Below are 1,705 nucleotides of genomic sequence, written 5' to 3' on the forward strand. Positions count from 1 at the left end.
ATCCTCGGTACCAAGTGCGTCAATGCTTCCTTCGGGTGACGCGAAGCCGTCGATCTGCCCGCGCGATGGGTGCGTATTCTCTGGACCATGGCTGGTACCAAGGGGACGCTGGCGGTCACGCTCGGCGCCGAGATGCGCGACGCGCGGAAGATGTACATGCCGGATAGCACGGTCCGATCGGTGGCCGCGCTGCTCGGCGTGCAGCATCCGACTGTCTCGCGGTGGGAGACCGGCGAGCGGAAGCCGAAGCCCGAGGACGTCGCCGCGTACATGGTCGTGATCGGCGCGCCGGCCGAGAAGCGCGAAGAACTGGTCCAGATGGCTCGCGGGTCGACCAGCGGCCCGATGCTGGAGGATCAGGGCCGCTACGCCGCGATGCTGGAGATTGGCCGCACTGCGGAGGAACTCGTGCACGTCGCTCCGGCGCTTCTGCCGGGCATGCTGCAGACCGAGCCTTACGCCCGCGCGGTGTTCACCGAAACAGGCCTCGCGGCAAATCTGATCGACACCAGGGTCGCCGTCCGGATCGGACAGCAGGCCGCGCTCACGCGTCGAAACCCGCTCATCTACCGGGCGTTCATCTGGGAGCCGGTTCTTCACGCTCAGCTGATCGACGACGAGTCCATGGCCGATCAGCTGCGGCACTTGGTCATCATGGGCAAGCGGCCCAACGTGCACGTCCACATCATCCCGATGCGCGCGAAATGGAATCCCGGCTGGGAAGGGCCATTCTCGGTGGCCACGTTCCCGGTCGAGGACGAACGGGGTTCGCAGCGGGGCCCGGTGGTGCAGTTGGAGAACAAGGTTTCCGCTCTCTACCTCGAAGATCCTGCGAACGTCGAGCTGTACCAGAGCGACGCGAGGAGGGCGGAAGAAGTGGCGATCAGCGCCGAAGAGTCGGCGGCGCTGATCGCCAGGGTCATCAACAGCAAGGAGTTGACAACATGACCGTACCCGAGGATGGCGGGGGACGGTGGCGAACATCCAGTGCCAGCAAGGAAGGGCAGGACTGCGTCGAGATCGACATGGACCGGCCAACGCCGGACGTGGGAATTCGTGACAGCAAAGACCCGGAGGGTGGCGAGCTCTGGTTGCCGCGGGCTAGCTTCCGGGGACTCGTCGTGAAGCTTCAGCAACGCGACTGATCCTGCTCGGCGGCGCCCCGGCCCACGCTTACTGCGCCGGGGCGCCGTCGCTCGCTAGCCCCAATGGGCCTGCAGCGCGAAGAGGTACACGACGGCGAGGGCGGTGACGGCCACGAGCAGCCAGTATCCGACCCGACGGAGACGCGGACGGTTCACGCCGTCACCGCACTTGGCGCCTGACCGAGGAGCCGTGTGCGGTCCTTGACGGCCCAGGCGACGTAGGCGCGGTGGTAGGCGATGGACTCCGCCGGGGCGGAGGTGTGCAGCCAGGTGACCCATTCGTCGGCCCACTCCTCGTACGCTTCGGACGCGTACCGCACCAGCGCGACGATCACCAGCTGGGCGCTGACGAAGACCGGCCCGGCCCACGGGAGCTCGGACGTCTGGAGGAGGCACAGCGCGACGACTCCCAGCGCGAGAAAGGTCCCGCGGCTGGCGAGGTAGGCGAGCATCCGCAGAATTCGGCCGACGATGGGCTGCTGAGCGGGCATTGAAACTCTCCTTGAGCTGGGGAAACGGATCGAACGGGTAGACATATGCGATAGGCGGAACCGCGCGAC

At 66.7% G+C, this 1,705-nt stretch carries 3 protein-coding genes; 2 read left to right on the forward strand and 1 reads right to left on the reverse strand.

The features are described 5' to 3' along the window. Positions 1–87 precede the first annotated feature (87 nt). Positions 88–948, forward strand: coding sequence for a helix-turn-helix domain-containing protein (locus EIY87_RS03860; RefSeq protein WP_225439687.1), 861 nt, complete (start codon positions 88–90; stop codon positions 946–948). Further along, a complete protein-coding gene (locus tag EIY87_RS03865; RefSeq protein ID WP_125306255.1) occupies positions 945–1,145 on the forward strand; it encodes a DUF397 domain-containing protein in 201 nt (66 codons plus the stop codon). Before EIY87_RS03860 ends, EIY87_RS03865 begins: the two co-directional genes overlap by 4 nt. 152 nt (positions 1,146–1,297) lie before the next feature. Here EIY87_RS03865 and EIY87_RS03870 read toward each other — a convergent pair whose 3' ends face one another. Next, on the reverse strand, positions 1,298–1,636 hold the full coding sequence (locus EIY87_RS03870; protein WP_125306256.1) for a hypothetical protein: 339 nt from the start codon (positions 1,634–1,636) through the stop codon (positions 1,298–1,300). Between the last annotated feature and the right edge of the window lie 69 nt (positions 1,637–1,705).

Source organism: Amycolatopsis eburnea (assembly GCF_003937945.1).
Lineage (GTDB): Bacteria > Actinomycetota > Actinomycetes > Mycobacteriales > Pseudonocardiaceae > Amycolatopsis > Amycolatopsis eburnea.

What these genes read in the sequence shown, in the direction of transcription:
- EIY87_RS03860 (WP_225439687.1), top strand. Translation starts at nt 88, where the DNA reads ATGGCTGGTACCAAGGGGACGCTGGCGGTCACGCTCGGCGCCGAGATG.
- EIY87_RS03865 (WP_125306255.1), top strand. Translation starts at nt 945, where the DNA reads ATGACCGTACCCGAGGATGGCGGGGGACGGTGGCGAACATCCAGTGCC.
- EIY87_RS03870 (WP_125306256.1), bottom strand. Translation starts at nt 1,636, where the DNA reads ATGCCCGCTCAGCAGCCCATCGTCGGCCGAATTCTGCGGATGCTCGCC.